The organism is Actinoplanes oblitus, assembly GCF_030252345.1.
In the GTDB taxonomy this organism is placed as follows: Bacteria; Actinomycetota; Actinomycetes; order Mycobacteriales; family Micromonosporaceae; genus Actinoplanes; species Actinoplanes oblitus.
The window spans coordinates 909,714-934,415 of record NZ_CP126980.1; the positions used below are offsets into that span (position 1 = coordinate 909,714).

Here is a 24,702-nt window from a genome sequence, read left to right on the forward strand (position 1 = left end):
AGTGATCTGGAAAGAGCGACGATGATCATCACGTATGGATTTCTCAGCACTCACCCGCCCACCCGGTGCGGCCTGGCAACCTTCAACGCCGCACTCGCGGGCCACCTGGGTGCGGCCGGTGGCCCGAGCGGCATTGTGCGAGTCGCCGAGGCCGGCGACGACCTCACGCCGACGCCGGGTGTGGTCCACACCTGGGTCGGGGGCGCGCCGTCCGGCTGGCGCGACAGCGCCGACGTGCTGAACACCTTCGACGTCGCCGTCGTCCAGCACGAGTACGGCATCTATCCCGGCCGCGACGGGGGAGAGGTCCTGTCCGTGCTACGCCGGCTCACCGTGCCGAGCATCGTCGTCCTGCACACCGTGCCGGCCGCACCCACCCCACGGCAGAAGTCGCTGCTCGAACAGATCGCCGCCGTCGCCGGCGCGGTCGTCACCCTCACCAGGTCCGCGCGCGACCGGCTTCTTCTCGGCTATGCCGTCGACGCCGCGAAAGTCTCCGTGATCCCGCACGGCGCCTCCGACTTCGCCGGGGAGCCGGCCCGCCGGAATGCCCGGCCACACCTGTTGACCTGGGGACTACTGGGCCCGGGAAAAGGGATCGAATGGGCGCTGGGTGCCCTCGCCCGGCTGCAGAAAGTCAAACCCGCACCGGTCTACACCGTGGCCGGCCGGACCCATCCCAAGGTCGCCGAGTTGCACGGCGAGGCGTACCGGGCCAGTCTGCACCAGCTCGGTGCGGCCCTCGGCGTCGGTCGCGACGTGCACTACGAGTCGTCCTACCTCGACCAGGCCGCACTCGGCGAGTTGATCCGCTCCGCCGACGTCGTCGTGCTGCCCTACGACTCCACCGACCAGGTCACCTCGGGTGTGCTCGTGGAGGCGGTGGCGGCCCGGATCCCGGTCGTCGCGACCACCTTCCCGCACGCGGTGGAAGTGCTCACCGACGGACCCGGCCTGCTCGTGCCGCACAAGAACCCGGCAGCCCTGGCGACCGCCATCAGGAAGATCCTCACCAGACCCGCCCTGGCCGCCGCCCTGCGGGAACGCCACGGCCACACCGAACCGGCACTGCGGTGGCCCGCCGTCGCCCAGCGGTATCAGGAACTCGCCGCGACACTCGTCACCGCCGGCTCCCGCCCGGTCCCCGTGGCGGGCAGGTGACCGGCAGCACCACCGCCACGGCGCCGAGGCCCGGCCAGGAGAATCCCGTTCCCCCTTTCACACACCTGATGCGGCTCACCGACGACACGGGACTCTTCGAACATGCCCGGCACGCCATCGTCCGCCGCGAACACGGTTACTGCACCGACGACGTCGCCCGTGGTCTCGTTGTCACCTGTCGCGAGCCCGACCCGCCCACCGAGATCGTCCAGCTCGCGGAACGCTATCTGGCGTTCCTCGCCCACGCGCAGGACACCGGAGGAGCCTTTCGCAACCGGCTCGGATTCGACCGGGTCTGGACCGACCAGCCAGGGCTCGGGGACTGGTGGGGGCGTGCGCTCTGGGGCCTGGGGACCGCCGCCGCGCGCTCCCCGGTCCCGTGGATCCGGCGGGAATCGTTGTTCGCCTTCACCCGGGGAGCCTCCCGCCGGGCCGCCGACCCGCGGGCGATGGCCTTCGCCGCGCTCGGCGCCGCCGAGCTGCTCCGAGCGGATCCCGGCAACGCGGCCGCCGCGGAACTCATGGCCGACGCCGCGGTCGTCATCGGCACTCCGGGTCCTGATCCGCGCTGGCCCTGGCCGCAGGAGCGGCTCACATACGCCAACGCCGCCCTGGCCGAGGCCCTCATCGCCGCCGGCGACCTCCTCGGCGCCCCGCGGGTCCTGGCCGCTGGTCTGCGGATGCTGACGTGGCTGCTGGAGATTCAGGTCAGCCAGGGCCATCTGTCCGTCATCGCCTCGGCAGGCTGGGAACGCGGCGGTCCTCGGCTCCGGCACGACCAGCAACCCATCGAGGTGTCGACGCTGGCGGACGCCTGCGCCACCGCCGCCGCCATCACCGGCGATCAGATCTGGTACGCCGGAGTGCGCCAGTGCGTCGCCTGGTTCCTCGGTGACAACGATGTCGACCAGCTCATGTGGGATCCGGCGACCGGCGGCGGCTACGACGGGCTGACGCCGCACGGGCCCAACCTGAACCAGGGTGCCGAGTCCACCCTCGCCCTCATTTCCACACTCCAACATCGCACCTCTGGGTGAGTTCGGGCCCGCGACCTCGGTCGCCAGCGCTCACCAGGCACTCGACGAGCCCGCTGCCCGCACGATCGGACGACTCGCCAGCAGCAGCTGACCGTGTTCGTCAGGGCCGTGCCGCGCTTGGTGGAGGCCCATCGCCATGCCGTAACCGTTAGTCCAGCATCGTTCGCGCCGATCGGCGATGAGACGGCACCGCCCGGTGACTCGGGACGGTATGTCAACCGGCCGCCGGCCGCCCCGTGGAAGTGGACCGGGTGCACCTTTCAGAGCGGCCAGAGGTCTTCGATCGGCCGGCCCAGCAGCTCCGCCAGCTCGTGCTCCGCGCGGGAGAGCCCTGATTCGTGGTGAGGCGGGACTGCGGGGTCCCGGCGCCAATCCGCGATCCGTCGGTCCATGATCCGATTGATCCACTGTGCGGTGTCGGATTCCGCGTCGCTTCGGCAGCCGGCGAGCCACCACAGCTCGACGTAGGTGGCGGCGAGGATCGCGATCCGCTGCCGTGGCTCCGGAAGGCGTGCCGTGAGGTCCGCGGCGAGGTCCTTGGCCGTGCGGTCGAAGAGTGCGGCGAACGCTTCGTGACTGCCGCGCGAGATCGCCTCCAGGGCCGCCGATTCGAGGTGTTTCCCCGCCGATGGTGCAGTGCTGGCCGGGCGTACGGCAGGCGTTACCGGACGGGCAGTGTTGCGGGCGAAGATGTGCATGGGTGCTCCAGGCTGGGGTCGAGCTGCCGCCGGGGTCTGGAGCGACCTGCTGGGTTTCGTCGGGTTCGGTGCCGCCTGATCGCGGACTGCCGCACCGCTGTGTTCACTTGATCGAGGTACCACGTCCGGGCGGTACCGGCGCCCGGCGAATCCGTGCCGATGGCGCCGTCGGCCAGGCGGCTCTCCGGGCAGCTGGAACGTGTCTCAGCCGAGCCGCACTACCCTGCGGCCGGGGGCGTTCTGACTCATGACAGCGCGCCTTTCCGTGGACGGCGCCCGTGCCGTTCGAGGGCTGGCGCCGCTTCACCGTACGCGCATATGAGCTGGCTGCGCGTACACTTGGGGGTGACCGATGGCTCCGCCGTCGGTGCCGGCCCCGGCCGGTGCGCGGCTCGCCTTTCGGATGTCGCGCGTTTCACCGGACTTGTGGACCTCGTCCTCGCCTGTTGTCTTCGGGTTGGGCCCCGCGCCTGCGTCGGTCCTGGACGATGGGATCTGGTCATGGCTCTATTCATCCGGCACCCCGAATTTCTGTCTCCGGCCGAGCGCCTCCGGGCGCGGGAGCCGGTGCGGTCCGATCACACCGCGTTCGACGGAAGCTGGTGGCCCGATTCAACCGATCTCGACATCGAGCTGGGCGTTCTCCTGCCTCTTCTCGATCACGTCCGCGGACCGGTGCGACGGCTGGTGATGAGCGCCGAGGACTGGCCGGCCGGGCCGGATCGGATCGTGACGGATCTGCGTACGGTCGGCGTCGACTATCTGACCGGCCAGTCGCGGTGGACGATGACCGTCGTCTGCGTCGACGGGGGCACCTTCACGATGCGAGTGGTGCCGCCCGGCCCGAGTCCCGCGGCGCCGGACGGTTCGGAGGCAGGGCGCGACGCGGATGTCTGGGAGGGCGAAGGCGGTGGGCTGGGCCTGCCGCTTCAGCGAGCGGCCCGATGACCCGGTGGGCATCATGGATGACCGGACCAGGATGATCCGCGGTCTCATCGCCGCTCAGCCCGCCCACACCGGCGGGCTTGTCGATCGCCTGCGGTGTGTCTGCCAGGCCGCGACGGGAGCGTTGTCGGCCTCCGGTACCGGGATCAGTGTGCTCACCGACGACGGGACCCGTGGCGTGTACGCCGCGTCCGACCCGCTCAGCGAGCACGTGGAGGAACTCCAGTTCCTCCTCGGCGAAGGCCCGTGCCTGGATGCTTTCGAACGCCGCCGGCCGGTGTTGATCGCCGATCTCGCCGAGGAGGCGATGTCGCGGTGGCCGATATACGCATCGGAGGCCCACGACCGCGGGGTCCGTGCCGTTTTCGCGTTCCCCCTGCAGGTCGGCGCGGCCCGGCTCGGTGTCCTCGACGTGTTCCGCGACCGCGCCGGCCGGCTTTCCGAGCAGCACCTGGCCGACGCCCTCTGCTTCGCGGACGTCGCGGTCGAGGCGCTGCTCGACCGGCAGAGCGACGACACCTCCGCAACCGACGGGCCGGCACCGGACAGCGTGACCGACGCGATCGGGAACAGAGCAGAATTGTTCCAGGCCCAGGGCATGGTCATGGTCCAGATCCGGGGCAGCATCGCCGACGCCGCGGCCCGTATCCGGGCGTACGCCTACGCTGAGAACCGCAGCCTCGGCGAGGTCGCCCACGCTATCGTCGCCGGTGACCTGCGCTTCGAAGCGGACCGCCGATGACCGTGCCACCGCACCGCCCAGCAGCCAGGAGCCAGGGATGACCACCGTTTCCGCGCAACGGCTAGCGTCGATCTTCGTCGAGGTCGCCGACACCCTCGTCGAAGAGTTCGACCTGATCGACTTTCTGCAGATGCTCACCGACCGCACCGCGGACCTGGTCGGTGCGGCCGCCGTCGGGCTGATGCTCGCCGACGGGCGCGGCAACCTCGAGTTCATGGCCGGATCCAACGAGAACGTCAAACTGCTGGAGCTGTTCCAGCTGCAAGCCCGGGAGGGCCCGTGCCTTGAGGCGTACCGCACCGGGCAGCCGGTCATCAACGTCGACCTGGGCGCCGCTGCCTCCCGGTGGCCGCGGTTCGCGCCGCGGGCGGCCGTCTCCGGGTTCCAGTCCGTGCATGCCTTTCCGCTGCGACTGCGCAGCCAAGTCATCGGCGCGTTGAACGTGTTCGGCGACACCAAGGGCGGCGACTTCAGCGGGGCCGACATACCGATCGTGCAGTCCCTGGCGGACGTGGCTGCCATCGCGCTGCTGCAGGAGCGTGCGCTGCGCCGCGGCGAAGCGCTGACCGAGCAACTTCAGGGCGCGCTCAACACCCGGATCGTCATCGAACAGGCGAAGGGCGCGGTCGCCTATGGCCAGGATGTCAGCGTCGACGAGGCGTTCACCCGGATCCGCCGTTACGCCCGCGATCACAACCGGAAGCTGACCGATGTCGCCTGGGCCATCGTCCACGACCGGACCATCTCACCGGAGCTCCGTCCGAGTTAGGCCGCCGAGTGGCGTCAAGCGCTGCCGTGGGCCGAGTGAGTCACCGAATCCCCGATGCTTTCGGTTTAGCGGGCTCCTGCCCGGGTAGTAAATCCGAAGTCGCCCTGGACCCCGGCGGTCGCCCGACATTGTCAGCGTCGCCGAGGGAGCCAGCATGACCGCCACCGACACGCCAACCGGTGGGCAAGCGCATCCGGCTGATGCCCTATCGACGGTATCCCGGGGCAGCGCGTACGCGCAGCTGTCTCGGCAGATCAAGCAAGCCGGCCTTCTCGACCGACGGCTCGGCTATTACACCGGTCAGGCCGCTCTCGTCCTGACCCTGGTGATCGCGGGCGTCGCGGCCCTGGTGGTGATCGGTGACTCCTGGTGGCAGCTGGCCGTGGCCGCGTACTTCGCGGTGCTCTCCACCCAGCTCGGTTTCCTCGGCCACGACGCGGGGCACCGTCAGATCTTCCGGTCCGCGCGCGGCAACTACGGATTCGGTGTCGTGCTGGCCAATCTCGGTGTCGGTTTCAGCTATGGCTGGTGGGTCGACAAGCACAGCCGGCACCACGCGCACCCGAACGACGAGGACAAGGACCCGGACATCGGCGCCGGTGCGCTGATCTTCACCACCGGGCAGGCGCAGGCCAGCGGGCGGATCGCCCGGGTCTTCTACCGCTGGCAGGCGTGGACGTTCTTCCCGCTGCTGATGCTGGAAGCGGTCAATTTGCGAGTGTCCAGCGTGCGATACCTGCTCGCCGGCCGGGGCCGCTCCGGAATCCGTGAGATCATGCTGATCGGCCTGCACGTCGTGGTTTACCTGACGGCCGTTTTCATGGTCCTCCCGCCCGGCAAGGCGCTGGCCTTCGTAGGGATTCACCAGGCTCTGTTCGGCTTGTATCTGGGCTGCTCGTTCGCCCCCAACCACAAGGGCATGCCGCCACTGAGCGACGCGGACAACGCCGACTACCTGCGCCGGCAGGTTCTCACCTCGCGCAACGTGCGCGGACACTGGCTTACCGACTTCGCCCTCGGCGGCCTCAACTACCAGATCGAACACCACCTGTTCCCGTCGATGCCGCGCGGCAACCTGCGCCGCGCGCAGCGACTGGTCAAGCAGTTCTGCGCCGACCAGCAGGTTTCCTATCTCGAGACCGGTTTGATCTCGTCGTACGCCCAGGCGCTCCGGCACCTCGACACGATCGGCCGGGTGGCCGCGCCCGCCGGTTAGCCGCCGGTGCCGCTCCACCGGTCGGCCATGGGTGCTGTGATCACCGTTTCCGGTTGAACCTGTTGGCAAGCTCCCGGAGTTTGCGCTGAGTCTGCGGCTTGGCCAACTCCTGACGTCCCCGCTTGACCATACGCTGCCCTCCAGGGCCCGCCAGGAAGGTCTTGATCCGCTGCGCCACTGATGTCATTTCTTGCCTCTTCTGTCGTCGTGTGTCGTCGATACATGTCCCGGACAGGGGCGTCCGGATGATCGAACGCTGGCTCGGGGCGGCGCCGTGTCGGCCGGTGGCCGGGGACCCGGTGTCGGGCTGACGGCGTTATCCGCGGTCGATCCGCTCATTCATGTCGGTAAGCATTCCTAGGGTGCGCCGCAGGTTGCCTGTGGCGGCGGCGCCGTTCATCGCTGTCTCCGCGCCGGTCGCTGTGGCGTTTGCCGGCACGACGAGCAGGTCGAAGCGGTCTCGGCCGAACTCGCAGATCAGGGTCAGCAGACCGGCCGGTTGGGAGGTGTACCAGCCCAGCCGGACGGTTCGGCCGTTGACGGTGATCTGAGGCTGGTGTGGCAGGTCCCATTGGCCGACGTTCAACAGCACGTGACTGATGGGACCGTGCCGACTGTCCAGCGTCGCGATCAGCGCGGGAAGTTCCGCGCCGGCGTCGCTGGACCGCGGCCACCATCCTCCATCGAGCAGCGTGGTGCGTGAGGATGTCGGCTCCAGTGTCAGTCGCGGCGACGGTGATGCGTTCACGGGCGGAAATGCGGTGATGGACACGGTCGTGGTTCCTTCCCGGTCAGTAGGCCCAGACTTGCCGGACACCTACGCGAATGTCATAGGCAGGGCCGGCTCGGCGGCTCTGGCGGAACCGGCTTACCGATCTCGGCTATCCGCGGATCAGCGGCGGCGGGAGAGCCGCCGCAATTGAGCGATGCGCGCTGTAGCGAAAGCCGCGGTGGCGATCCCGAAGCCGGTTGCGGCGATCGTCAGGGCCAGCGCCAAGGGCACGCTGCCGTGCATCCACAGGAAGGTCACTTCAACCTTGCGGGTGTTCTGCAGCATGAAAACGATGAGAACCACCAGCAACAGGGTGGCTGTGCAAATAGCGGTCCAGGTGGCTCCGATCCTGGTGGAGGGCACCTGAAGTTGCGACGGCTGCCGTGACGGGGATGCGCCTTGAGCATCTGTCGACCGGTCGGCCGGGTCTGCGGCACCGATGGCGCCTGGAGTGGTGGGAGAACGCGGAGCGGACATGACATCCCCTGAATGGAGCCGGTGTGGCGCACCTCAGGTGGGATGCCGTCGATTCCGGGATGTCCCAACCGTACTCCTGTTCGGCCTGCCGAAACGAGTTCGTGGCCGACCGATATCACCAGGGCGGCAGCTACTCCCACGCTGTCCGGGAGCCAGAGCGGCGGTGTCGCCAGATCGGCTCAGGTACGTTCTCGCCGGCGTACCGGCCGGTCGGGCAGGAGTCCTTCCTCGTGATCGAGTTCGCGTTCCAGCACCCGCAGCCCCACATCGGGCAGCCGACCGGCATCGCGCCACCGCAGCAGCTCCTCCCGCTGAGCATCGATCGCCACCCGGCGGACATGGAGGGCCGCCTCGTACCCCGGCGACACCGGCAGACACGTCGAGTCACTTTCCCGCAGCAGGGTGAGCCGGCCCTGGTAACGGGTCATCCGAGTGCCGAGTTGCCCGCGCATCGTCTCGATCACATGGGCGTGGATGTCATCGTGCTCCTGTGTCTCCAACTCGTCGAGCGCGGCGAGAGCGGCCTGCACAGAGGCCGAACGCGCCTCGTTGCGAAGGCGGGCCTGGTCTTTCTCGCCGGCGTGGAGCCCGAGTGCCCGGACAATCGGCGCGAAGGTGAGTCCTTGACCGACCAGGGTGACGAATACGACAACGAAGGTGCAGAACACCAACAGGTCACGAGCGGGGAAGGGCACGCCGCCGTCGGTGACCAGCGGAATGGTGGAGATCGCCGCAAGGCTGATCACTCCGCGGGTTCCCGACCAGCTCAGAGCGACGACCTCACGGCGGGTCAGTCGCTGGTCGCGCCGTCGGTCAGCCGGCGACAGCCTCGTACCGTCCGCGTCGTCACCGGTGTCCCGGTCCGACCGGTCACCGCCCAGCCAGGTGTGCAGTGAGCGCGGCATCGACTGGGTGAGGACCAGCCACACCGGTCGCAGCACGAGGACGATACCGAGGCTGATCGTGACGGCGATGACGATGGTGGTGGTGTCGTACCGCGTCAGCCCCTGTACGACGTCGGGCAGTTGCTGGCCGATCAGCAGGAACACGCATCCTTCGAGTAGGAAGTCGACCAGCCGCCACACCGCGCTGGTCTGTAGTCGGCCCGCGCCCGAGGCCGACCGAGGCGAGTGATGCCCGACGACGAGCCCGGCGATGACCACCGCCAGCACGCCGGACACGTGAACGTTCTCCCCGATCAGGTAGGCGCCGAACGGGGTGGCCAGCGAGACCGCGTTGGCCATCATCGGATCGCTGGCCAGCGGCCGGGACAGAAGACGGACGGCGAAGGCGACCAGCACGCCCACGGCCACCCCGCCGGCCGCCGCGATCAGGAACCGGCCCAGTGCGGACGGCAACGAGAAGTCGTCACCCGTGGCCGCGGCGACGGCGACGCTCAGGATGGTGAGGGCGGTCGCGTCGTTGAGCAGCCCCTCACCCTGAATCAGCGTGACGATTTTCGGGGGCAGCCCTACCCGCCGCCCGACCGCCAGGGCGGCCACCGGGTCCGGCGGTGCCACCGCCGCACCGATCGCGATACCGGCGGCCAGGGTCGCGCCGGTGACGAACCAAGCGAAGCAGAAGCCGATCGCCAGCGCCGTCAGCAGAACCAGGATCACCGACAGGCTCATCACCGTACGCAGGTTGCGGCGGATCCCGTGCAGGGACGAGTCCAGGGCCGCGCTGTACAGCAGCGGTGGCAACAGCAGCGTCAGCACGATGTCCGGGTCCAGCGACATATTGGGCCCCGGCAGCAACGCGTAGCCGACACCGATGATCGGCAGCAGCGCCGCCGCGGGCAACCCGGTCCGATTGGCGATCCACCGCACCACCACGACCACTGCGACCGCGGCCAGGACGAACACCAGGGACGATTCGACGCTCACCGTCCCATCCTCCCGGATCACCCGCCGCCGCCCCGGAAGAATGGGTGCGAGGTCAGCGTGGACGGCCCGTGTCCGAGCGTGCACAGCCCGCGCTGCGGAGGCTTGTCGTGCTGGTTGCTGTCGTCGCCTCGATCCGTGTCGGATCGCCGCCCATCCGACGCAACGTGGCGAGGGCTTCCCTGACGTTTTCAGCGCCTATGGTTAGGAAACCTTCCAACTAGACTGATCGGCATGCGTCGATGGGCTGACCCCCTGCCGCGACATGACCTCGAGGTGCCCGACCCCGAGGTCCTCCCGTTCGCCATCGGCACGTTCGACCGGATCGGCCCGCTCGCGCACGCCGACTTCGCGCACCGGCACACGTTCTACGAGATCGACTTCGTCACCGGTGGCCACGGGGCCCATGTGGTGGACCTCGCCGAGCGGGCGCTGTGCCCGCCGCACCTCTGCTTCGTCACCCCGGGCCAGATCCACTACTGGCGGGCTTCCGGGCTGCGAGGCCACGTCGTCCTCTGCACCGACGACTTCCTGCTCGCCCACCCCGGCGACCGGGAGGCGCTGCACCTGCTCGCCGCCCTGCCGTGGCGGCGGTTGGATCCGGCGGAGGCCGGGCGCATCCGGTGGCTGATCCGGCAGATGGAGCGGGAGCGTCACGCCCGGGAGGCCGGCTTCGCGACGGCCCTGCAGTCGTACCTGCACCTGCTGATCGTCGAGGCCGGCCGCCTGCACCGGGGCCGGCCGCCGGGCGGCGGGGAGCCGGCCGCCAGTCTGGTCCGGCGGTTCCGGGAGTTGCTCGCCGACGAGGATTTCGGCGAGTGGACGGTCGCCGCCTACGCCGCCCGGCTCGGGGTCTCGGCGAGCGCTCTGAACGAGACGGTCCGGCAGGCCATGGGCGCCACGCCCGGTCAGGTGATCCGCCGGCTGCGCACGCTGGAGGCGAAGCGGCTGCTGGCGGGCGCGGAGCTCTCCGTCACCCAGGTGGCGCGGCGGCTCGGCTTCGCCGATCCGGCCTACTTCTGCCGCTTCTTCCGGCGGGAGACGGGGCGCACGCCGGGTGGTTTCCGCGATGGCGTACGCGAAAAGCACCAGCATCCCGGCGTCTAGTCCATCGCCGTAGATCAATGGCGTTCGTAGTGTCGAGCCGATCCCATCCAGCGTGGACCAGAGGAGATCTGACATGCCCGAACCGTCAGGCATCAGCCGCAAGAGTCTGCTGAAGGCGGCGGCGCTCGCCGTCCCGGCACCGCTGCTGATGGCCGGTGCCGCCCGCGCGATGACCGGCGACCGGCTGGAACCGACCCCGTTCTGCGACGACGGCGACGATCCCACGCCGCCGCAGATCGAAGGCCCCTACTTCAAGCCGTCGTCACCGCAGCGCGGCTCGCTGCTCGAGCCCGGCATGGCCGGCACCCGCCTGACCGTCACCGGGTACGTCTTCGGTACCGGCTGCCAGCCCCTGGGCAACGTCCTGCTGGATTTCTGGCAGGCCGACGACAACGGGGCGTACGACAACGCGGGCTTCCGCCTGCGCGGCCACCAGTACACCAACGCGCAGGGTGCCTTCACCCTGACCACCATCGTGCCCGGGCTCTACCCCGGACGCACCCGGCACATCCACGTCAAGGCGCAGGCGCCGAACCGCCCGGTGCTCACCACGCAGCTGTACTTCCCGAACGAGCCGCGGAACACCACCGACACGCTGTTCGACCCGCGCCTGCTCATGACGGTACGCCCGGTCGGCAGCGCCAAGGAGGCGTCCTTCGACTTCGTCCTGAGTGTCGCGCCGTCGCCCGGAACGCCGTCGCCGAGCGGGTCGAGCCGGCCGCCGCAGCCGGGCGGCACCTGGGCGCCGGACATCGCGTACGCGATCGGCGCGCAGGTCACCTACGCCGGCGTGACGTACCGCTGCCTGCAGGGGCACACCTCGATGGCCGGCTGGGAGCCGCCGAACGTGCCGGCCCTGTGGCAGCGCGTCTGAGAGTCCCGAACGTCCCCGTGGGTGCATGGCCCGCGGGGACGTTTTCGTTCGGTGCGCCCGCCGTTTACAGCTTGTCCGGAAGCGCTTACGGTGATCGCAATCGATCAAGATCACACGGGGGATCGTTCCATGTCGAGCGCGCACCGGCGTTCCAAAAGAGTGGCTTGTCAAGCTTCACCCATCTTGTGACGCCCGAAGAGCAGCCGTCCGGCGGATGACCGCCTGAAACTCCTCCTCGCCGACCCCGGCGCCACAGCGGTGTGGGCAGCCGTGGGTGACCCCTGCGCGGGAACCCCCCCCGTTCATACCCCTGGGAGAAGTCCACTATGAGTCGTGCACGTCCTCCGTCGGGCGTACCCGCACGGAGACCCGCCCGCCGGCGTTGGCAGGCGCGGATCGCCGTCGTCGCGCTGGGCCTGCTGGTCCTGCCGACGATGGCGATCCAGCCGGCGAATGCCGCGAAGCCCCGTCCGGTGCCGCTGACCCCGCAGGTGGAGAAGCTGGACAAGGTCGGTGGCGAGGCCGCGGGACTGCCCCGCGAGCGGGTCGTCCCGCCGTCCGCGAAGCTGCCCGCGCCGGTGTGGCCGGCGGCCGACGCGCCCGTTCCGGTCCGCTGGGCGAAGGCACCGCAGGGCGCGGGCGCACGCACCCTGGCACCGGATGCCGCCGGGACGGCGGCGACCGGTGCGGTGAGCGCGAAGGTCGTCGACCGCGCCCGGCTGCCGCAGCGGTGGCGTGCCGGGATGGTCACCCGGGTGACCGGACCGGCCGCCGGTACCGCGTCGCTGAGCCTGGACTACTCCTCCTTCCGGTACGCGTACGGCGCCGACTGGTCGTCGCGGCTGCGCGCCTGGCGTATCCCCGAGTGCGCCCTGACCACGCCGGACCAGGCCGGTTGTGCGGCCACGCCGCTGGCGTCACGCAACGACCCGGCGCAGCAGAAGGTGACAGCGGAGGTGCCGGTCTCCGCCACGGCGAGCACCCTGGTGGCGCTGGCGGCCGAGCCCTCCGGCGACTCCGGTGACTTCACCGCCACCTCGCTGGCCTCCTCCTCCACCTGGTCGGCGGGCGGCTCGACCGGCGACTTCACCTGGAGCTATCCGGTACGCACGCCGCCCGGCATCGGCGGCACCCCGCCGTCGATCTCCCTCGGCTACTCCTCGGGCAGCGTGGACGGGCGCTCGTCGGCCTCGAACAACCAGCCGTCCTGGATCGGTGAGGGCTTCGGCTACTCGCCCGGGTTCATCGAGCGGTCCTACGTGTCGTGCAACGACGACAAGGCCGGTGACGACAACAACCCCACCTACAGCGGTGACCTGTGCTGGCGGTCCAGCAACGCGACGATGTCGCTGGGCAGCACCAGTACGGAGCTGATCTACGAGTCGGGCAAGGGCTGGCACGGCCGTGCCGAGGACGGTTCGAAGGTCGAGCAGCTGACCGGCACGAGCAACGACGACGACAACGGCGAGTACTGGAAGATCACCACGACCGACGGCACCCAGTACTTCTTCGGCCTCAACAAGCTGCCGGGGGAGACCTCCACGACCAACTCGGCGTGGACGGTGCCGGTCTACGGCAACCACGCGGGCGAGCCGGGGCACGCCGACACGTTCGCCGGGTCGCGGCTGACCCAGGCGTGGCGGTGGAACCTGGACTACTCGATCGACGTGCACGGCAACACCACGTCGTACTGGTACGACACGGAGACCAACCAGTACGCGGCGGAGGGCACCAAGTCCAAGAACGTGTCGTACGTGCGGGGCGGCAACCTGGCCCGCATCGACTACGGCACCTGGGACCGGAGCAGCACCGACCGGTCGGTCGCCGCGCTGGCACAGGTGAACTTCACGACCGCGGACCGGTGCCTGTCGGACTGCTCGACCCACGACGGCGCGCACTGGCCGGACACCCCGTGGGACCAGGAGTGCAAGGCCGGCGCGACGTCGTGTGAGGGCTTCTCGCCGACGTTCTGGACCACCAAGCGGCTGGCGAAGATCACCACCCGGATCTGGGACACCACGAAGGCGACGCCGGCGTGGCAGGACGTCGACTCGTACACCCTGACGCACACGTTCCCGTCGCCGGGCGACGGGCAACGGCCGGGCCTGTGGCTGGACTCCATCGTGCACGCCGGTCTGGTGGGCGGCACGGTGGCCACCCCGCCGGTGTCGTTCGACCCGGTGGCGATGCCGAACCGGGTGCTGACCAAGACGAACACCACCAACAACTGGCAGCGGATGGCCGCCATCCACACCGAGACCGGTGCCGTCATCCAGGTGACGTACTCGCTGCCGGAGTGTTCCAGCGGGAACCTGCCTGACTCGCCGCAGAACAACACCAAGCTGTGCTACCCCGTGGTCGGCCCGGACCCCTACTCCACCGACGGCGGCAGCATCACCGAGTGGTGGCACAAGTACGTGGTGCGGCAGGTGACCGAGACCGATGTGCAGTTGCAGGACGGGCACCAGGCGCCGGTGAAGAACACCTATTACACGTACGAGGGTGCGCCGGCCTGGCATTACGCCGATGACGACGGGTTGAGCAAGCCGAAGTACAAGACGTGGAACCAGTTCCGTGGGTTCGCCAGTGTGCTGACCCAGGTCGGTGACAGCGACAAGACGCTGAAGAAGACCACCTACCTGCGGGGCATGCACGGTGACAAGCTGGCGCCGTCGGGTGGTACCCGCAGCGTGACCGTGCCGGCGTCGCTGGGCTCGGAGACGGTGTACGACGAGGACGAGTTCGCCGGCATGATCCGGGAGGAGGTGGTCTACAACGGGACCACCGACAAGCCGGTGTCCAAGACGGTGAACGTGCCGTGGCGTTCGCCGGCGCTGGCCTCGCGCACCATCAACGGCGACACCGCCGAGGCCCGGTACACCGGGATCAAGACCACCTACACCGGTACGGCGCTCGGCGTCGACGGGGCGCGGGGCTGGCGGGTCACCAGCCAGGTCAGCACCTTCGACGACACCTACGGCACGGTGCAGACCCTGCAGGACAGCGGCGACCTGGCCAAGTCCGGTGACGAGAAGTGCACCACCACCGTCTACCACCGCAACACCGCCAAGAACCTGGTTAAGCTGGCCGGCCGGGTCACCGTCACCACCCTGGTGTGCGGCACCGCGCCGTCGAGCCCGGACCACCTGGTCTCCGACACGCAGTACTTCTACGACAAGGCGACCAGCGCGAGCACCGCGCCGGTACGGGGTGACGTCACCCGCACCGACGTACTCAAGGACTGGGTGGCCGGGTCCGGTACCACGTGGCTGACCTCGACGCAGGCGAGCTTCGACGACTTCGGCCGCACCATCGGGTCCTCGGACACCCGGGGCAACACCACCTCCACCGAGTTCAGCCCGGCCAACTCGCTGATCACCAGCCGGGTCGACAAGAACGCGCTGGGCTGGGCGACCACCACCGTGGTCAACCCGGCGTGGGGCAGCACCGCCAAGGTCACCGACATGAACGGCCGGGTCAGCGAGGGCGACTACGACGCGCTGGGCCGGACCACGAACGTGTGGAACGTCCGGTGGAGCCGGGCCGACCACCCGACGCAGCCCGCCCTGCGCTTCACCTACTACTACAGCCAGAACCGCAGCGGATATCCGTACGTCAAGACCGAGGCGCTGAACGCGGGCGGCGGGATCGACGTCAGCTACGAGATCTTCGACGGTCTGCTGCGGTCGCGGCAGACGCAGAAGGCCGCGGTCGGCGGTGGCCGGGTGGTCACCGACAAGCTGTACGACGCGCACGGCCGGGTGGCGATGGAGTACGCCGCGCACGCCGAGCCGGGCGATCCGTCGGGCACCCTGTGGTGGGAGCCGGAGTGGTCGGTGCCGGCGCAGACGGTGAACGTCTACGACCGGGCGGACCGGGTCACCGACGCGATCTTCCGGTCCGGTGACGGCGTGACCAACATGGTGGAGAAGTGGCGCACCAGGACCAGCTACGAGGGTGACCGGACCACGGTGATCCCGCCGGCCGGGGGCACGCCGCAGACCACCGTTTCCGACGCCAAGGGCCGTACCGTCGAGCTGCGGCAATACACCGCGGCGTCCGGCACGGCCGGGGCATTCGACACCATGAAGTACGTGTACGACAGCCGGGACCGGTTGAGCACGGTCACCGATTCGTCGAACAACCAGTGGAAGTACACGTACGACATCCGGGGCCGCAAGATCGAGGTCCGTGACCCGGACAAGGGCGTCACGAAGTCCTGGTACAACGACAGCGACGACCTGATCAAGACGACCGACGCCCGGGACGAGACGCTCGCGTACGCGTACGACATCCTGGGTCGCAAGACCGCCCTCTACGACGACGCGGTGGCCGACGCGAACAAGCGGGCCGAGTGGAAGTACGACAAGCTGTACACCGGCGTCACGGTCAAGGGCCAGCTGACCGAGAAGATCCGGTACGACAACGGCAACGCGTACAAGTGGCAGGCCCGCGGCTTCACCGGCGACTACAAGGTCTCCGGGGAGCAGTGGGTGATCCCGGCGGCGGAGACCGGGCTGGCCGGCACGTACATCTACGGGCACTCCTACTCGCCGTTCGACGGCTCGGAGACCAGCGTCAGCTACCCGTCGGCCGGTGGGATCGTCGACGAGCAGGTGACCACCGCGTACGACAAGACGTCCGGCCTGGCCACCTCGCTGACCTCGGCGTGGTCGGCGGTGGGCAGCTACGTGGCCGGTCAGGCGTACAGCGCGTACGGCGAGCCGACGGTGACCACCATGAAGATCGCCGGTGGGGTGTACACCCAGCAGGCGATCGCCTACGAGCTGGACACCCGGCGGACGCAGCAGATCAAGGTCAAGCCGGAGACCGCCACCGGTACCGTCGCCGAGCGCGGCTACACCTGGGACCCGGCCGGGAACCTGACCTCGATCGCCGACGCGCCGCAGGTCGGGCCGGCCGACACGCAGTGCTTCGGGTACGACGCGCTGCGCCGGCTGACCTCGGCGTGGACGCCGAAGGCCGGCGTGACCTGCGGCAGCACGCCGTCGGTTGCCGACCTGGGCGGGGCGGCGCCGTACTGGCTGGAGTGGTCGTTCGACAGCCTCGGCAACCGCACCCGGGAGGTGTCGCACTCCAGCGTGGGTGACACCGTGCGGGACTACACGATCCCGCCGTCCGGCACCGACGCGGTACGCCCGCACGCGGTGACCGCGATGAAGACGACCGGGCCGGCCGGCACCAGCACGATCAACTACGACTACGACAACACCGGCAACATGAAGGCCCGCGGTGCTCAGGCGCTGACCTGGGACGCCGAGGGCAAGCTGGCGACCACTGCCGAGAACGGGCAGACCACCACCAGCCTGTACGACGCCGACGGCACCCGGCTGCTGCGCCGCGACGCCGGCGGCACCACCCTGTTCCTGCCGAACAACGAGGTACGCAAGAGCGCCGCCGGGATCAGCGGCACGCGGTACTACACCTTCAACGGCAAGACCGTCGCCTCACGTACCAACGTGGCGCAGAGCCTGACCTGGCTCTTCGACGACCACCAGGGCACCCAGCAGGTGGCCGTCAACGCGTACACCCAGAAGGTCGACATCCGCCGGCAGACGCCGTACGGCGAGGCGCGGGGCACCAACCCGGCCTGGCCGAACGCCAAGGGCTTCGTCGGCGGCGACAACGATCCCACCGGCCTGGTCCACATCGGCGCCCGCGAGTACGACCCGGCCCTCGGCCGGTTCATCTCGGTCGACCCGGTGCAGGACCTCAACGATCCGCAGCAGTGGAACGGGTACGCGTACGCCCACAACAACCCGACCACCTCGGCCGACCCGACCGGTCTGTGGGACAACCCGTGGGCCATCATCGGGGCGATCATCATCGGGGTCGGTGCGGCCCTCGGGGCTGCTGCCGGTTCCACCGGTGGGTCGGGCTCCGGCTCCGGGTCCGGCTCGGGTTCCGGCTCGGGTTCCGGCTCCGGCTCGGGTGGCAAGGGTGGCGGCGGATCCGGCGGCGGGATAGCCGGCTTCGTGGTCAACAAGTTCGCCAACATGATGAAACAGAGCGTCAACTGCTTCATGGGTATCTGCGGCCCGGTGGGCGATTACGTCTCCGGCGAGGTGAACGGCGTCCAGCAGCGGCTCCAGGACGCCTGGGACGGTGCGCAGAACTGGGTGGACCAGAACGTCTTCAAGCCGGCGCAGGACGCCCTCACGTGGGCGAACACCAAGATCAACAGCCTGGAGTCGAAGATGTTCGGGCTGGGTATCGCCGGTGTGGTCATCGCGATGGGCGGATCCTGCGATCGGAAGCACGGGATGACCGTCTGCAAGGAGAACTCCTTGTTCTCCGGAGTCCGCAAGCTGGTCCAGAACAACAAGTGGGCGCAGGATCACCTCGGCGTGCCCTCGTACGACGACGCTCCGGGCGGCATCTTCGGCATGAACGGCGGCACCACCTACGGCGGCACGTTCGTGGGCACCACCGAGACCGACTGGGACGACCCGCAGCTCTGGGTGCACGAGAAATGGCACCGTGATCACCAGTGGGAGAAGTACGGCCTCAGGTTCGGCTACATGTACCTGAAGGAGGAGTTCACCCGGGACAAGGGCCCGAACTCCTGCAACCGGTACGAGGTCGAGGCGGAGAAGCACAGCGTCGAGGGCAACCAGACGTACACGGGTACCAACGGCGGTGGCGGCTACAACTGCACCGGATCGATGTAGTGGAATACCCGCGCGGGCGGCGCCGGCCGAGATGCCGGCGCCGCCCGCGCGGCACCGAGTACGGATGACGGCAAGGCATGGAAGGCGAGCAGTGGCACACATCGGATCGACCCCGCGGCGAGTACCTGGTGTGGTGACGGTGCTCGCCGTCCTCGCTCTGCTCGCCGGTTGTATCGCGGCGCCGACCGAGCCGGTGCGGCACTACCGGCTCGGCATCGCGAAGATCGGCGAGACGTACCACGTATTCGTCCCGCAATGCCCCGGCGAGAAGGTGGCCGACCTGCAGGCCGGCGACGAACAGACGTGGTGGCGCGCGGCGGGACCGCGATCGGTCACCGGACCGGGGGAGTTCCTGACCCTGGGCGTGGACGACCCGTTCGCGGAGGTCGTCGTGCGGGCCGGCAGCAATCCGGCGCTGCCCACGCCGCCGGCGCGTCTGTCGGTGCGCGCCTTCTTCGTCGGCCTGAACGGCGAGACGAAGTCCCTGATCGAGAAGTTCGACACCGGCGCGGTGCCGGCCCAGCCGGCCGGCACGGATCCGCAGACGGCGCGATACGCGGTGCGCGGCGACGACGAACCCGTGACAGCCGACGAGATCCGCCGCAGTGCGGGCTGCCCCCTGGGCTCGTCACCGGGCACCGGACCGGTCCCCGGCCAGCAGCCGGCCTCGGCGATCGCCAAGGACGCCGCGGACCGGGTGAAGCGCTCGCTGCTGGATCCGGCCGGCGTCGCCGGTCTCGGGCCGTGGACGTTGTACTCGCCGTACACCGAGGACGTCGCCTCGCACGTCTGCCGGAACAGCACCGCCATGGGTGCTGTCAGCAGCGCGTACGGTCAGCAGCGGACCTGGCACGACAAGACGCGGAGCGCCGAGCAGTTCGCCGGGGCGTTCGGCGCGATCCCGGCGGCCGATGCCGTGGCCCAGGTGGACGCCGCTCTCACCTGCACCGGATACGACTACCTCTACGCGTACCGCGACATCCGCCGGATGCCCCTTCCGCGGCTGCCACGGGTGGACCGGCAGCTGATGTTCTGTGCGCTGCGCGACGGCTCGGCCCACGTCTGCACCGTGCTGCTGGCCCGGGGCGACATGCTCACCCGTCTGCTCACCGTGGGGAAGACCCGGCAGGCCGCCGTCGGCCTGGCCGAGGAGATCGCCCCGCAGGCGGCCGATCGGCTCGCGGCGGGGACCGCCTAGCCACGTGGACTGCCGACAATCCCCAAGTCAGGGGGAAGCCGGGGCAGCCGGAAGGCGACCTTCCAAATAGAGTGCTGTCGTTCGTTTCTTGATCGACTCCGCTGCGGGTCCGATCGGGTCACGGCATGCCACAGCTACTCGGGGAGTCCACATTGGCTATACATCCCATATCCAGAAAGCGGATACGCGTCGTGGCCTGCGCCGCGGCCGTGAGCACCTCGGCTCTGGTGCTGTCCGCGCCGGCCGCCGCCCAGGCCGCTCCGAAGGGACCGGCTGCCGCTCCGGCGTCCGCGCCCTCCGAGGCCTCGGCGGTTCAGGCGGCGAAGAAGTACGGCAAGCGGGTCGAGGTCATGTCCGCCCGGACCGAGTCCAGCCAGATCTTCGCGGAGCCGACCGGGCGCCTCGTCTACGAGGCCACGGCGGTCCCGCAGCGGGTCAAGAACGCCGACGGCAGCTGGTCCGACATCGACCTGAACCTGGCCAAGGGCTCGGACGGATCGCTCGCGCCGGCCACCTCGACCTCCGACGTGCGGTTCTCCACCGGGGGCCCCGGGCCGCTGGTCACGCTGGTCCAGAACGGCAAGAAGTTCACCCTCACCTGGCCGCTGGGTGCCCTGCCGGCACCGAGCGTCTCCGGTGACGCGGCCACCTACGCCGAGGTACGTCCGGGGGTGGACCTGGTGGTGCACGCCACCGCCACCGGCTTCAGCCACGTCGTGGTGGTCAAGAACGCCACCGCCGCGGCCGACCCGGCGATCCGCGACCTGCGGTTCGACCTGGGCGGCGACGCCACCGTCACCCGGCTGCCGGACGGCACGCTGCGCGCCGCGGCCGGCTCCGAGGTGCTGGCCACCGCGCCCGAGCCGCAGATGTGGGACTCCACGACGACCGCCCCGGCCCCGGTCGCGTCTCCGTCGGCGGCAGCGGCTCCGTCCGCACGGTCGGCGGCACCGGCGGCGGACACCCGCAGCAACACGCGCTCGAGCCACGCCGGGCCGGGTGACGCGGCCCGCACCGCGGACATGGCGACCGAGATCAAGGACCGGCGTCACCTGATCCTGCACCCGGACACCAAGCTGATCGGGCTGACCACGAAGTTCCCGGTCTACCTCGACCCGCTGTGGAGCACCGGCAAGACCCGGTGGGCGTACGCCACCAACAACAACAGCAACAACACCGACACCTCGGTCGCCCGGGTCGGGTCGGACCCGGACAGCGGCAAGATCTACCGGTCGTTCTTCGAGTTCCCCACCACCGCCATCAAGGGCAAGTTCGTGCGCACCGCGTACGTTCAAATGGTTGTCGACCACACCTGGTCGTGCACCAAGACGCCGACCACGATGTGGACGGGCGGGTCGATCACCACGCCGCGTACGCCGTGGAGCACCGCGCTCGGCACGTACCTCTGGGCGGCCAGCTCGAACGCGAACGAGGGCAGCGGCTGCAGCGACTCGCCGCAGCCGGACATGACTGTCAACTTCGGCAACGACAGCGGGACCACGGCGGTGAGCAACTGGCTCAACACCGCGGCGGGCAAGGGCTCGGCGTCGGTCACCGTCGGGTTCAGCGCCCGTGACTCGGACAAGACCTCGGAGAGCGACCAGACCCGCTGGAAGAAGTTCTTCCCGTCCAAGGCGAAGCTGATCGCCGACGTGGACGCGAAGCCGGGTCAGCCGACCAGCCTCCAGGTCAGCGGCACCGCGTGCAACTCGACGCTGACCATCGGCACCACCACGCCGTACTTCGCGGCGGTCCTGCCGGACGCGGACGGCACGACGCAGACGCTGAAGGCCACCTGGGAGCTCTACAAGGCGCCGGTGGGCCAGGCGTTCACCGCGATCACCGCTCCGGCGCAGACCTCGACGGGTGGTGGCAAACAGACCCAGAGCGCCAAGACGTCGGCGCTGACCAACGGACTCCGGTACGCCTTCCGGGTCTACTCGACAGATCAGGCGCCCTACAACGTCAAGAGCCCGGTCTCGGAGTACTGCTTCTTCTGGGTCGACACCTCGGTGCCGAACGTCTCGATCACCCGGGTCACGCCGGACGCCGACCTGCTGCCCGGCAAGCCGGTCAAGTTCACCCTGTCCTCCACCTCGACGAATGTGAAGGGCTTCAACTACGGCTGGACCGAGGCGGCCACCTCGTCGGTGGTGCCGACCACCGCTAACGGCGTCACCTCGGCGACGGTCACGCTGAGCATCCCGAAGTACGGCACCAACATCCTGTACGTCCAGGCCGTCAACACCGCCGGATCCAAGGGGTACGGCTCCGCCGACTTCACCGCGCTGCGCCCGTCCCCGTCGGTGGCCCGCTGGCCGCTGGAGATCGGCGGCCCGGTCGACGCGACCAGCGCCGTCATCGACCAGCAGCCCAGCCTGGCCGGCGACAACCAGCTCACCCTGAGCGGTACCACCTGGGCCGACAAGGGCCGGGTGATCGGCGCGCAGAACCTCGCCTTCAACGGCTCCGGGGTGGTCACCACGCCGAAGTTCCTGGACACCACGTCGAGTTTCTCGGTGGGCGCCTGGGTCCGGCTGGAGAACGTGACCAACTACCAGACCTTCATCTCCGAGGACGGCACCGGCACGGCGAACTTCCAGCTGCAGTTCCGGCCGGACGACACGAACGGGGACGGCGCCGCGGACAAGTCGTGGTGCTTCGGCCTGCGGCCGACGGACACCTCGGCGACCACCGCCTTCAACTTGGCGTGCTCCACCAACACCGCGGTGCTGAACCGGTGGACGCATGTGGCAGGCGTCTACGACGCGGCGACCAAGAAGGTGAGCGTCTGGGTGGACGGCGTGATGCGAGCCGAGGCCGCCGCACCGGCGACGGCGTGGCAGTCGACCGGCCCGCTGCGCATCGGTAACCGCAAGTACTCCACCACCCAGTACGTCGACGCGCTCTACGGCAGCGTGGCCGACGTGCAGGTCTTCAACCGGGCCCTGGTCGCGAACGACTTCAGCGGCAAGATGGCCTCGGAGCCGGACTCCGGTGGCTTCGACGAGCCGGGGATCGTGGCGCCGACCCGGGTCGGCAAGTGGGACTTCGAGAGCGCCAACCCCTGTTACGAGGCGGCCAACGAGACCGGGCTCTGCGACGCGCCGGACGCGGGCAGCGGCTGGAACCAGCGGATCAACCTCACCCCCGGCTCGTACGTCGGTCCCGGTAACCAGAGCACCGGCCTGAGCCTGGACGACCAGCACTGGATCGACGACCCGTCCGACCCGCACTACCACCAGGCCACCCGTGAGTATGGCGTGGTCCAGCGCAACACGGCCCCGGCCGGCACCACGGAGAACTGGAAGGACACCCCGGTGCTGCGCACCGACCAGTCGTTCAGCGTCTCGGTGTGGGTGCAGCCGGCCAAGCTGGAGAACACCATGACGGCGATCTCCCAGCGGGGCACCTACCAGGCGCCGTTCTACCTGCAGACGCGCAAGTCGACGGTGGACGGCGTGACCGGCATGCGGTTCGAGGTCATGACGGTCAGCGCCGACCAGACCGAGAACGAGGTCTACAACCACCTGATCGCTCCGCGGGTGCTCACCGAGGACGACACCAACGACTGGTTCAACCTCGTCTTCGTCTACAACGCGGCCAGCTCCAACCAGCTGCGGCTCTACGTGAACGGCAACCTGGAGGGCACCGCGCCCGGCGTGCTGTGGAACGCTGCCGGGTCGATGACGGTCGGCGGCGCCTGGTGGTCCGGGGACCCGACCACCGGCGCGATGTGCGACCAGTGGTACGGCGGCATCGACGACCTGGAGATCTTCCAGGGTGCGCTGACCAGCGGCGGCGTGCAGGCGCTCGCCGCCGAAGAGGGCGAGCACACGCCGCCGGCCGCGGCGTGGAGCCTCGGCGACGGGTCGGGCACCACCGCCGCGGACACCAGCCCGTCGGCGGCGAACCCGGCGACGCTGACGAACGTGAGCTGGGGAGCCGGCCGGCTGCCCGGTACGCAGGCCGCCACGTTCAACGGGTCGAGCAGCTACGCGACCTCGCCGTACCACCTGAACACCAGCGACAGCTTCACGGTGTCGGCGTGGGCGCGGCTGACCGCCAAGGGTGCCGACCGCACCATCGTCACCCAGGACGCCAGCGGGTACAGCTCGCTGTATCTGCAGTACCAGGCGTCCAGTGACCGGTGGATCGCGCAGATGCCGTCCGCGACCTCCGGAAGCGTGACGTGGTCGACGGCGAAGTCGACGAAAGCGCCGGTGCTCGGCAAGTGGACCCATGTGGCGGCGGTGTTCAACGACCACTTGAAGACGCTGACGCTGTACATCAACGGCGTGGCGCAGTCCACCGTCTCGAACGTCAACTCGTTCTACGACCCGAACGGGGCGACCTGGATCGGCCGCAGTGGCACCACCTGGTTCCAGGGCGACCTGGCCGACGTGGCCATGTGGGACCGCCCGGTCACCGCGGGCGAGATCGGTGAGCTGGCGGCGCCGACCGAGGTCGCGTACTGGGCGTTGGACGAGACGACCGGCACTGTCACGGTGGACGGCTCCCCGCGGCAGGCTGCCGGCACGGTGCTGGGCGGCGTCACCCACACGACGCCGGGCTACCGGGCGAGCGACCCGGGCGCGTACAACTTCAACGGCACCGACGCGGTGGTGACGGCGGGCAAGCCGTTGGTGCGCACCGATCAGTCGTTCACCGTGGCGGCCTGGGTGCGGGTGACCAGCAACGCCCACTTCTCCACGGCGATCAGCCAGGACGGGGCCCACTCGACCGGGTTCCAGCTGCAGTGGGGCGGCAACTGCAAGTGTTGGGAGTTCGCCATGCCGAACTCGGACGCGGTCAATCCCGGTCAGGTCTCGGTGCTGGCGCCGGGCACCGCGCCGCTGAACACCTGGACGCATCTGGCCGGTGTCTACGACGCGGCGACCGCTACCGCGACGCTGTACGTCAACGGGGAGGCGGTGGCCACTCAGGCGGCCCCGGCCGCGCCGTGGAACGCGACAGGCCCGCTCACGGTGGGTAAGACCAAGTGGAACGACGTCGACAGCGACTGGTTCGCCGGCGACATCGACGACGTCCATATCTACCAGGGCGCCCTCTCCAAGGCGAGCATCGTCGCGCTGGCGGATCCGACCGTCTGACGGTAAGCCGGACCCGC

The 24,702-nt window shown here is 69.5% G+C and carries 15 protein-coding genes; 11 read left to right on the forward strand and 4 right to left on the reverse strand.

Annotated features, from left to right (window positions below):
* Positions 1–21 precede the first annotated feature (21 nt).
* Together Actob_RS04150 and Actob_RS04155 are read left to right on the forward strand one after the other, a co-directional pair.
* On the forward strand, positions 22–1,161 hold the full coding sequence (locus Actob_RS04150; RefSeq protein WP_284918711.1) for a glycosyltransferase: 1,140 nt from the start codon (positions 22–24) through the stop codon (positions 1,159–1,161).
* Between the two features lie 68 nt (positions 1,162–1,229).
* Positions 1,230–2,198: a glycosyltransferase gene (locus Actob_RS04155; protein WP_284918713.1), complete on the forward strand. Its 969-nt coding sequence runs from the start codon at positions 1,230–1,232 to the stop codon at positions 2,196–2,198.
* A 260-nt stretch (positions 2,199–2,458) separates the two neighbouring features.
* On the opposite strand, the gene Actob_RS04160 is transcribed toward Actob_RS04155, so the two are convergent.
* Positions 2,459–2,896 carry a hypothetical protein gene (locus Actob_RS04160; protein WP_284918714.1) on the reverse strand — a complete coding sequence of 146 codons (438 nt, stop codon included), beginning with the start codon at positions 2,894–2,896 and terminating at the stop codon, positions 2,459–2,461.
* A gap of 318 nt (positions 2,897–3,214) precedes the next feature.
* Here Actob_RS04160 and Actob_RS04165 point away from each other — a divergent pair, with 318 nt between their 5' ends.
* The 4 genes from Actob_RS04165 (at position 3,215) to Actob_RS04180 (ending at position 6,568) form a co-directional block, all read left to right on the forward strand.
* Positions 3,215–3,844 carry a DUF5994 family protein gene (locus Actob_RS04165; RefSeq protein ID WP_284918715.1) on the forward strand — a complete coding sequence of 210 codons (630 nt, stop codon included), beginning with the start codon at positions 3,215–3,217 and terminating at the stop codon, positions 3,842–3,844.
* A gap of 13 nt (positions 3,845–3,857) precedes the next feature.
* Positions 3,858–4,583 (forward strand): GAF domain-containing protein, encoded by a 726-nt coding sequence (locus Actob_RS04170; RefSeq protein WP_284918717.1) that lies wholly within the window; start codon positions 3,858–3,860, stop codon positions 4,581–4,583.
* Between the two features lie 37 nt (positions 4,584–4,620).
* On the forward strand, positions 4,621–5,352 hold the full coding sequence (locus Actob_RS04175) for a GAF and ANTAR domain-containing protein (protein WP_284918718.1): 732 nt from the start codon (positions 4,621–4,623) through the stop codon (positions 5,350–5,352).
* A gap of 154 nt (positions 5,353–5,506) precedes the next feature.
* Complete coding sequence (locus Actob_RS04180) at positions 5,507–6,568, forward strand: fatty acid desaturase family protein (protein WP_284918719.1); 1,062 nt, start codon at positions 5,507–5,509, stop codon at positions 6,566–6,568.
* A 316-nt stretch (positions 6,569–6,884) separates the two neighbouring features.
* Here the strand turns inward: Actob_RS04180 and Actob_RS04185 are convergent, their stop codons facing one another.
* From Actob_RS04185 to Actob_RS04195, 3 genes are all read right to left on the reverse strand, one after another.
* Complete coding sequence (locus tag Actob_RS04185) at positions 6,885–7,340, reverse strand: DUF5994 family protein (RefSeq protein ID WP_284918720.1); 456 nt, start codon at positions 7,338–7,340, stop codon at positions 6,885–6,887.
* Between the two features lie 120 nt (positions 7,341–7,460).
* Positions 7,461–7,643, reverse strand: a complete 183-nt coding sequence (locus tag Actob_RS04190; RefSeq protein ID WP_284918721.1) for a LapA family protein — start codon at positions 7,641–7,643, stop codon at positions 7,461–7,463.
* 353 nt (positions 7,644–7,996) lie between these two features.
* Positions 7,997–9,703 (reverse strand): Na+/H+ antiporter, encoded by a 1,707-nt coding sequence (locus Actob_RS04195; protein ID WP_284918723.1) that lies wholly within the window; start codon positions 9,701–9,703, stop codon positions 7,997–7,999.
* 231 nt (positions 9,704–9,934) lie between these two features.
* On the opposite strand from Actob_RS04195, the gene Actob_RS04200 reads away from it, so the two are divergent.
* The 5 genes from Actob_RS04200 (at position 9,935) to Actob_RS04220 (ending at position 24,685) form a co-directional block, all read left to right on the forward strand.
* Entirely contained in the window at positions 9,935–10,807 is an 873-nt protein-coding gene (locus Actob_RS04200; RefSeq protein WP_284918724.1) for a helix-turn-helix domain-containing protein, read from the forward strand.
* A gap of 73 nt (positions 10,808–10,880) precedes the next feature.
* Complete coding sequence (locus tag Actob_RS04205; protein WP_284918725.1) at positions 10,881–11,681, forward strand: carbohydrate-binding protein; 801 nt, start codon at positions 10,881–10,883, stop codon at positions 11,679–11,681.
* Between the two features lie 326 nt (positions 11,682–12,007).
* Positions 12,008–18,373: an RHS repeat domain-containing protein gene (locus Actob_RS04210; protein ID WP_284918726.1), complete on the forward strand. Its 6,366-nt coding sequence runs from the start codon at positions 12,008–12,010 to the stop codon at positions 18,371–18,373.
* A 139-nt stretch (positions 18,374–18,512) separates the two neighbouring features.
* Positions 18,513–19,571: a hypothetical protein gene (locus Actob_RS04215; RefSeq protein ID WP_284918727.1), complete on the forward strand. Its 1,059-nt coding sequence runs from the start codon at positions 18,513–18,515 to the stop codon at positions 19,569–19,571.
* 209 nt (positions 19,572–19,780) lie between these two features.
* Positions 19,781–24,685 carry a LamG domain-containing protein gene (locus Actob_RS04220; protein WP_284918728.1) on the forward strand — a complete coding sequence of 1,635 codons (4,905 nt, stop codon included), beginning with the start codon at positions 19,781–19,783 and terminating at the stop codon, positions 24,683–24,685.
* Positions 24,686–24,702 lie beyond the last annotated feature (17 nt).

Coding starts and splice junctions, on each gene's coding strand:
- Actob_RS04150 (WP_284918711.1), top strand. CDS start 22: ATGATCATCACGTATGGATTTCTCAGCACTCACCCGCCCACCCGGTGC.
- Actob_RS04155 (WP_284918713.1), top strand. CDS start 1,230: ATGCGGCTCACCGACGACACGGGACTCTTCGAACATGCCCGGCACGCC.
- Actob_RS04160 (WP_284918714.1), bottom strand. CDS start 2,896: ATGCACATCTTCGCCCGCAACACTGCCCGTCCGGTAACGCCTGCCGTA.
- Actob_RS04165 (WP_284918715.1), top strand. CDS start 3,215: ATGAGCTGGCTGCGCGTACACTTGGGGGTGACCGATGGCTCCGCCGTC.
- Actob_RS04170 (WP_284918717.1), top strand. CDS start 3,858: ATGGATGACCGGACCAGGATGATCCGCGGTCTCATCGCCGCTCAGCCC.
- Actob_RS04175 (WP_284918718.1), top strand. CDS start 4,621: ATGACCACCGTTTCCGCGCAACGGCTAGCGTCGATCTTCGTCGAGGTC.
- Actob_RS04180 (WP_284918719.1), top strand. CDS start 5,507: ATGACCGCCACCGACACGCCAACCGGTGGGCAAGCGCATCCGGCTGAT.
- Actob_RS04200 (WP_284918724.1), top strand. CDS start 9,935: ATGCGTCGATGGGCTGACCCCCTGCCGCGACATGACCTCGAGGTGCCC.
- Actob_RS04205 (WP_284918725.1), top strand. CDS start 10,881: ATGCCCGAACCGTCAGGCATCAGCCGCAAGAGTCTGCTGAAGGCGGCG.
- Actob_RS04210 (WP_284918726.1), top strand. CDS start 12,008: ATGAGTCGTGCACGTCCTCCGTCGGGCGTACCCGCACGGAGACCCGCC.